General features: G+C 46.8%; 7 protein-coding genes. 3 read left to right on the top strand and 4 right to left on the bottom strand.

Features of this window, described 5'->3' with window-relative positions; all coding sequences use genetic code 11:
* Window positions 1-364: 364 nt before the first annotated feature.
* Complete coding sequence (locus QUA00_RS35475; protein WP_333413224.1) at window positions 365-2,113, bottom strand: ABC transporter ATP-binding protein; 1,749 nt, start codon at window positions 2,111-2,113, stop codon at window positions 365-367.
* On the opposite strand from QUA00_RS35475, the gene QUA00_RS35470 reads away from it, so the two are divergent.
* On the top strand, window positions 2,090-2,293 hold the full coding sequence (locus QUA00_RS35470; protein ID WP_333413221.1) for a hypothetical protein: 204 nt from the start codon (window positions 2,090-2,092) through the stop codon (window positions 2,291-2,293). The two genes, QUA00_RS35475 and QUA00_RS35470, sit on opposite strands and share 24 nt — an antisense overlap.
* Before the next feature lie 358 nt (window positions 2,294-2,651).
* Window positions 2,652-4,343: a chaperonin GroEL gene (gene groL / locus QUA00_RS35465; RefSeq protein WP_333144318.1), complete on the top strand. Its 1,692-nt coding sequence runs from the start codon at window positions 2,652-2,654 to the stop codon at window positions 4,341-4,343.
* Between the two features lie 469 nt (window positions 4,344-4,812).
* Here groL and QUA00_RS35460 read toward each other — a convergent pair whose 3' ends face one another.
* A complete protein-coding gene (locus tag QUA00_RS35460; RefSeq protein WP_050813024.1) occupies window positions 4,813-5,070 on the bottom strand; it encodes a DUF2811 domain-containing protein in 258 nt (85 codons plus the stop codon).
* A gap of 211 nt (window positions 5,071-5,281) precedes the next feature.
* On the opposite strand from QUA00_RS35460, the gene QUA00_RS35455 reads away from it, so the two are divergent.
* Complete coding sequence (locus QUA00_RS35455; RefSeq protein ID WP_333144317.1) at window positions 5,282-5,551, top strand: hypothetical protein; 270 nt, start codon at window positions 5,282-5,284, stop codon at window positions 5,549-5,551.
* Between the two features lie 106 nt (window positions 5,552-5,657).
* Here the strand turns inward: QUA00_RS35455 and QUA00_RS35450 are convergent, their stop codons facing one another.
* Together QUA00_RS35450 and QUA00_RS35445 are read right to left on the bottom strand one after the other, a co-directional pair.
* Window positions 5,658-7,160, bottom strand: a complete 1,503-nt coding sequence (locus QUA00_RS35450) for a cryptochrome/photolyase family protein (RefSeq protein WP_333144316.1) — start codon at window positions 7,158-7,160, stop codon at window positions 5,658-5,660.
* Between the two features lie 103 nt (window positions 7,161-7,263).
* Window positions 7,264-7,818, bottom strand: a complete 555-nt coding sequence (locus QUA00_RS35445) for a class I SAM-dependent methyltransferase (RefSeq protein WP_333413219.1) — start codon at window positions 7,816-7,818, stop codon at window positions 7,264-7,266.
* Window positions 7,819-8,235 lie beyond the last annotated feature (417 nt).

Genomic DNA, 8,235 nt, shown 5'->3' with positions numbered 1-8,235 from the left:
ACTGAAGTCCCCGCGTCGCTTACCTCTCAGGGCTGAAGCCGCTGAGTTTCCCGCATCCGGTATGAATTTTTATGAATACGAGCTGTCCCAAACCCAAATGTAAAGAGATGTAACAATCCCGTCATCCCCGAAATCACTCCGACTCCCACAGGACTTACGCAAGCACGCTATATGTCAATACGGTTCAGTTAACGCTGTCCGACGAATTTAACCTCACGATTTTATGGGAAATACAGGCATCTTTTAGAAGTCAGATTGCTCTTAACTGAACCGTATTGCGCTATATATAGCGTACTTGCGTAAGTTCTGACCAATCTACTTATTTAGGGTCTAAGTATAGATGACTCAAAGTATCTGTCACTTGTCAATGCAGCAATTCCTCTAATTTTTGCTGGTTCCACAAATACTGATAAAGCCCTGTTTGCCCTACCAATTCAAGGTGAGTGCCACTCTGAACTATTTCTCCTCTCTCCATCACAAAAATGCGATCGGCACTGGCCGCTGCTGACATTTGATGGGAGATAAAAATTACCGTTTTGCGATCGGTTCCCGTTGCCAAGTTTCGCAAAATGTCGGTAGCAGTTTGATTGTCAACGCTGGAAAGAGCATCATCCAAAATTAACACCGGGGCGTCAACTAACAAAGCGCGAGCAAGTGCTGTCCGCTGCCGCTGTCCGCCGGATAAAGTAATGCCGCGCTCGCCGACAACTGTTTTGTACTGTTGCGGGAAGTTGAGGATTTCGGCGTGAATTTGCGCTTGTTTTGCTGCGACTTCAATCTCCGGCTGTTCCGCTAAAGGGTTTCCGTAGCGGATGTTATTCTTGATGGTAGTGCCGAACAGAAAACTTTCTTGCGGAACGTAGGCGATCGCCCCGCGCAATTCGGTCAATTTTACCTCGGTAATATCCTGTCCGTCTACAAATAACTGACCCGGATCGATATCTAGCAAGCGTGGCAGTGCATTAGCTAAAGTTGATTTTCCTGAGCCGATCGCCCCAACAATTGCGACAGTTTCTCCCGGTTTTATGGTAAAATCCACATCTTTAAGTGCGGGTGTATTAGCACCGGGATAAGTATAATTTAGATGGCGAGCCACAATTTCTCCTTTGACTGGAGTTGCCAGTTCAACTGCATCGGCAGTATCCTTAATTTGCGGTTCCACAGTCAGAATTGATTCGATGCGATCGACACTCACTTCTCCCCGCTGGTAAGCCGTAATTGTGAAACCCAACAGCGCCGTCGGAAACACCAAGCGCTCGACATAAATCAGCAACGCCACAAAATCGCCAATGCTAATTTGACCATTAGCAATTGCCCCGCCACCAGCAGAAAGCAGCACCAACAAACTGATGCTTGCCAAACCGCCCAGCAGCGGAAAAATAAAGTTTCTAGTTTTTGCTAATTCCAAATTTGCTGATAGCAACTGCGCGTTGGAATTGCGAAAAGCTCGGCGTTCGTTTTCTTCTTGAGCGTAGATTTTTATTACGGACATCCCGCTCATATCTTCCTGAATTAAATCGCTCATCGCCGACAATTCCTCTTGCACGGCTAACTGTTGGATGCGAAGTTTGTCGCTAAATAACTGTACCAAAACCAGCATTAAAGGATAAACTGCGATCGCAAACAGCGTCAACCTTACATTAATCCCCAGCATCACCGGCAAAGTCAAAGCATAGGCAAATGCCGTATTCGCCAAACTGAGTACCGCAAACCCCACCAAGCGCCGAATATTGTCCAAATCGGAAGTAGCGCGGTTAATTAAATCCCCTACCGTATTGGCGGCAAAATAAGACGGTTCTAATGTTAATAAATGGTTAAATATTTGCTGTTTGAGGTCAAATTCGACTTGACGCCCGACGCCAAACAGCAAAATCCGCGACGCCATCCGAATCACCCACATAATTGAGGCGAGAATCAGAATTAGTGCCACGAAGTTGAAAACTTGGTCAAATTTAGTCGCATATTGGAGAGTGTCAACTGCATTCCGAATCAGCAGGGGAATGTAAACGCCCACAGCATTGACAACCAATAGCGAAAAAATGCCCCAGAATGTTGGTTTCCAGTGCGGGCGCATATAAGAGCCGAGTTTTTGCAGTCGAGAATAACGAGCCATAGGAAGAAGGAAGAAGGAAGAAGGTTCGGCAGCGGATTTTGTAACGGATGTAACGGATGGATGCTGAAGGAAGAAGGAAGAAGGAAGAAGGAAGAAGGAAGAAGGAAGGCGCAATCTTCAGCTCATGTTTCAGCAATTAAGAACGTCATCATCGTCGGGCGTGGTTGCTATAGAAGGTAGAAGTTTGAAAAAAAAAATATAAGCTCTATCGAAAGGTAGATGACCGAAAACACCAGTTAAGAAATTTTTAATAAAAATTCTGCTTTGGGAGGACGCGCCATCAAAATTAGGTTTTGGCCTCAACCAAAACCTGATTATATCGATATGTAACAAACCACATTATATCTGTGCTGACACGAGATATGTGGGGACACGGCATTGCCCTGTCCTTAGCCACCCGGAACGAGCTCGCCCAAATCTCCCATCCGTCCCCCCAATCCCCCACACGGTTGAGGCGCGCTACAATCAAAAATCGATCAACTTAGCACTCAGACTCAGAGAGTGCTAAATTTGCTAATGTAAGCGATTGGAGACAAACATGACCAAAATAGTTGCATTTAGCGACAAATCTCGGCGGGCACTAGAACGCGGCGTCAATCAACTCGCCGATGCTGTCCGCATCACCTTGGGCCCGAAAGGCCGGAATGTCCTATTGGAAAAGAAATACGGCGCTCCCCAAATAGTTAACGACGGTATCACCGTTGCTAGGGATATCGAACTCGAAGACCCCCTGGAAAATGCCGGCGCTCGCTTAATTCAAGAAGTCGCCTCCAAAACTAAAGATATCGCAGGCGACGGCACAACAACCGCAACGGTTATCGCTCAATCCCTCATTCGCGAAGGTTTGAAGAATGTCGCTGCAGGCGCAAACCCAGTCGCGCTGCGCCGGGGTATTGAAAAAACGATCGCCCACTTGGTGCTGGAAATCGAGAAATTGGCGAAACCAGTCGAAGGAAGCGCCATTGCTCAAGTCGCCACTGTCTCCGCCGGTAACGACGAAGAAGTCGGCGCCATGATTGCCCAAGCAATGGAAAAAGTCACGAAAGACGGCGTAATTACTGTAGAAGAGTCGAAATCTCTGACAACAGAATTGGAAGTTGTCGAAGGGATGCAGTACGATCGCGGATATCTTTCTCCGTATTTCGTCACTAACACCGATCGCATGGAAGTTGAGTACGAAAACGCTCGCATCCTGATTACCGACAAAAAAATTAGCTCGATTCAAGAACTAATTCCAGTTCTCGAAAAAATCGCCCGCACCGGTCAACCGCTGCTAATTATCGCCGAAGATATTGAAGGCGAAGCTTTGGCAACTCTGGTAGTCAACAAAGCCCGCGGCGTATTGAACATCGCAGCAACCAAATCTCCTGGTTTTGGCGATCGACGCAAAGCTATGCTTCAAGATATCGCCGTGCTCACCGGCGGTCAACTGATTTCTGAAGAAGTCGGACTCAGCATCGATACCGCAACCCTAGAAATGCTCGGTACCGCCCGCAAAATTACGATCGACAAAGAAAACACGATCATTGTTGCAGGCGAAGAACACAAAGCTGACGTGCTAAAACGGATCGAGCAAATCCGCAAGCAGCTAGAAGCGACGGATTCCGACTACGACAAGGAAAAGCTAACCGAACGCATCGCCAAACTCGCCGGCGGCATCGCTGTAATTAAAGTCGGCGCAGCTACCGAAACCGAGCTCAAAGACCGTAAACTGCGTATTGAAGACGCTTTGAACGCTACGAAAGCTGCTGTGGAAGAAGGTATCGTTGCCGGAGGTGGGACGACGCTAATTCACCTGATTACAAAAATAGATGCGATCAGAAATACTTTAGACACCGAAGAACAAGTAGGCGCTGACTTGGTGAAGAAAGCTTTGGAATCACCTTTGCGTCAAATCGCTGATAATGCCGGTGTTGAAGGTTCGATCGTCATCGAACGAGTGCGGGCTAGCGAGTTCAACGTTGGCTACAACGCTCTTACCGACGTGTACGAAGATATGATTGCCGCCGGGATTATTGACCCGGCTAAGGTGGTGCGATCGGCTTTGCAAAATGCCGGTTCCATTGCTGGTATGGTATTGACCACTGAAGCTGTGATTGTCGAAAAACCCGAGAAGAAAAAAGCCGGCGGCGACATGGGCGACATGGGCGGCATGGGCGGCATGGGCGGCATGGGCGGCATGGGCGGCATGGGTGGCATGGGTGGCATGGGCGGCATGGGCATGATGTAGTCTTCAGCCATTAGTTTGTAGTCTGTAGGGTGCGCCGCACCATGCGTGTAAACAAGCGCGTCTTATGTACTACCCGTCTACTGTTTGACGATTAAGGCAGCTTATCCCCCCGGCATCCCCTGATAGTCCGGGGGGATTTTTCATTCTCTTGTAGGGGCAATCCCCCCGTGGCAGCCCCAATCCCACCCAAGGGCTAACAAATCGTGGAGGGGTCGGGTCGGCATTCTTGGCACGACAAGAGTCAAAAGGCTGGTTTTCCTGAGAATGAAACAGCCCTGCCCTGATAGTCCGGGGGGACTTGAAGCTATCAAAGTTTCCTTCTTAAGGGAGATGCAATGGGGCTCGGCATTAAGCTATAAGCGATAGTTCTCAGGGATTTTAAGCTGAAGTTGCCACCTCTGCAGTACGCGCCCTCTGGGTCAACTAAAATCCTTCCCAGAAACCGCGTCTCCCCCTCTCCCCCGATCCTTTAAGACGAGGGAGTTACATTGTTGCTGTGCAAGTCTTGAGGAGATTGAAACAGAGTTTCGAGATAAACTCTCGCAGCTTGGCGATAACTGCGCGAAGCTTCAGGCGTACCGCTATCGGCATTCTGCAACAAAAACAGCGACAGGGCCGCGCAAAATACTCGGTCTAGATCCCATTCGGGATGGGTTTCTAGGTAAGTTTTGAGAGAATCGTGCAGCGTTTCGGGAATTTCAGCAAAAATACTGACTGTTGGGTTCATCATTTTTTTTAGTCTCGCTAATAAATTGAAAACAGAACCCCCCCTTCGGCCGGATACAGGTGCTGGCACAGCCGAAATCAGAGCGCTTTTTTTTAGGTCGGTCGCATCATTGTGCGCTATGAGGGGGTGGGTTTGTCAATGTTGCGAAATATTACAAACTCCTTTAGATAAAAAAAAAGTCTACCAAATAATCAGCTTTTTAGGGCATTTTTTGTTACATATCTTTATGTGTCGGGGGGTTTATGAGGAATTAGGCAGCAAGTTAAGGAAATCCCCAATTCCGCAGCAAGATGCTACCGTGCCGTTAATTTCTGTGGAAAACTTTGTCGAATCTGTGGAAAACCTCAGACTTGCCTGGGGAAACGCTGTGGAATGTTTAGGGAAAAGTCAGGGAAAAAATAAGAATTGCAAAGGGCATGGGGCATGGGGCATGGGGGCATGGGGCATGGGGCATGGGGCATGGGGCATTGTTGACTGTTGACTGTTGACTGTTGACTGTTGATTAATGTTATTGGTTATTTGTTATTAGCCACTGCAAAGGATTAACAACTGACAACTGACAACAGTCAACTGACAACAGTCAACAGTCAACTTCCTAAGTGCCACTCTGCCGCTTTTTGGCGGATGGTTGCCAATTCTGGCGGCGGCATTTTGTCGAGATTGGCTAAGATAAAGCTCATGCGACCGATCGACTGAAGTTTGTCCCGGTGGCGCGCTAGGAAATCCCAGTAGAAGAAGTTGAAGGGACAGGCATTTTCGCCCGATCGCACTGTGCGATCGAATTTGCACCCCCGACAATAATCGCTCATTTTATTAATGTAATTGGCAGAAGCAGCATAGGGCTTCGAGGCCAACACACCGCCGTCAGCAAACAAACCCATGCCCAGCACATTAGTCTGCATTACCCAGTCATAGGCATCCACAAACGCACTGTGGAACCATTTTTCTAGCTCCTGGGGCGAGATTCCCGCAATTAGACCAAAATTGCTCAAAATCATCAACCGCTGGATATGGTGCGCGTAACCGCTGCCTTCGACTTGAGTTAAAACTTGGCACAAACAGTTCATATCTGTTTTACTAGCGTCCCAAAAAAACTCCGGCAGTGGCTGAGTGTGGTTGAACCAATTCTTCTCAAAATAATCAGCATCCACGTAAAAATACATACCGCGAATGTATTCTCGCCAGCCCAGAATTTGGCGGATAAAACCTTCGACGCCGTTTAAATTTAAGTTTTTTTCGAGGTAGGCTGTTTCCGCCGCTTGAATAACTTCTAAAGGATGCAGCAAGCCAATATTGAGATACGGAGAAATTAGGGAATGCCACATTGTTTCCTCCCCCGTTACCATCGCGTCTTGATAAGGGCCAAAAGTGGGGAGACCCTGTTCGATGAAATTATCTAATACTTGCAATGCTTGCTCTCGTGTAACCCCCCAGCGAAAAGGTTCAATACTTCCGTAAGTTGGGAAAGATAGAGATTTAACTTGTGCGATAACTTCTTGAGTTATGGCGTCCGGTTCAAACCAGAGAGGTTTGGGGGTATCCAGTTTTCCTTTTGGTGGCTGACGATTTTCTTTGTCAAAATTCCACTTTCCTCCGACAGGTTTATTGCCATCCATTAAAATTTGGAAACGCTGGCGGCTGGCTCGATAGAAGTCTTCCATTAACAAACGTTTGCGGCTTGACGCCCAATCTTTGAATTCTGTTTGTGTCCAGAGGAATTGATTGTTGGGAATTAGGGTTATTTTACAGGGCAGTTGCAAATTTTGAACGAGCTGTAAAAAAGGTCGATCGTTCGGAGCCATCACCCGCACTTCGGTGATATTCTGAGCTTGTATCCAAGCTTTGAGAGGTGCTTCAAAGTCCTCCGATTTTGTGTAAGTAACTTGCCATCCACCGACGAGCAATTCTTCAGCCAAGTGCCGCATGGCCGACCAAATTAATACTAATTTTTGTTGGTGGTAGCGCCGGTGTTGAACGTGCTGCCAAGATTCAATTAAAATTATCGGTAGGGAGGGTTTATCATCTGTGCGGTTGAGGGCAGCTTGGTTCTGCCATAGTTGATCGCCTAATATCCAAACGCCAACAGTCATTTTACTTTTTTTTAGTGAAACTTATTTTTTACTTTTTATGAGGTCGGGCGGTCTAGTCAAGAAACTGAATTGATTGACAACTCACAACTCATATGTTTTCAGGTTATCCTGAAAACTTACTAGAGCATAACATTGATTTCCAAAGATAGGGACACCGGCCAGCAAATTGAAATTTTATCTCTGTGTATCCTTCGAATCTTAATAACTTGGTCAGCGTCTCTACTGAAAAAAATTTAATGTGACCGTTATCCCAAAGAACGGTAAAATGTTGATCTAGTTTGCCAGAAACAGCTAAAGCCAGATTTTTTAAATAGCCGTGATAGGGGGTGGAAATAATTAATGTTCCTCCAGGAATGAGGCATTTTTTTGCAGTTCTTGCTAGTTCTTTAGGATAAAGCAAGTGTTCGATTACTTCAATAGCTAAGACAACATCAAATGAGTTCAGAATATCGGTATCTGGAAGGTCGTAAATATCTGCTTGGATAAACTGACACTCTGGGAAACTTTGACGGGAGATGGCAATTCCGGGTGCAGAAGTGTCAACGCCGACAACTTCGCAGCCGTGCTCTGCGATAACGTGACTGAGGCTGCCATTGCCACAGCCGAGATCCAAAACTCGGAGTTTTGTCTTGCTGGTCTGCTGAAGTGTCGCCAGCATTTCTAAAAGGGGAGTAATCCCTAGGACGGGCTTTTCTTAGACATTTTCCTTATAAATCAGACAATTGGTGTAGACTGGAATAATTCACCTAACCAAACCCAGATATGTCCACATATGTACCACCAAGAATCGCTATTCAACGACTTGGAGTATGTTCAAAAACACGCTTAGCGGTGGGAAAAAGAAGGAAAAATCAAAGCGTACAGAACACCATCAGGACAGCGACGCTACGATTGCGACTCAGTTGTCAATATTCCATCTACTAAACCAACCATCCTCTACGCCTGAGTTAGCAGTCGAAGTCAAAAAGCCGACCTTATTCGACAGGCTGACTTTCTTTTGTCTCGCTACCCCGGATGTGAAATCATCCAAGACATCGGGAGTGGCCTCAACTTCAAAAGAAAAGGTCTTATCGCC

The organism is Microcoleus sp. T2B6 (assembly GCF_036700475.1).
In the GTDB taxonomy this organism is placed as follows: Bacteria; Cyanobacteriota; Cyanobacteriia; order Cyanobacteriales; family Microcoleaceae; genus Microcoleus.
Note: the sequence above shows the minus strand (reverse complement) of the source record. Positions and strands in the feature narration are given on the sequence as shown.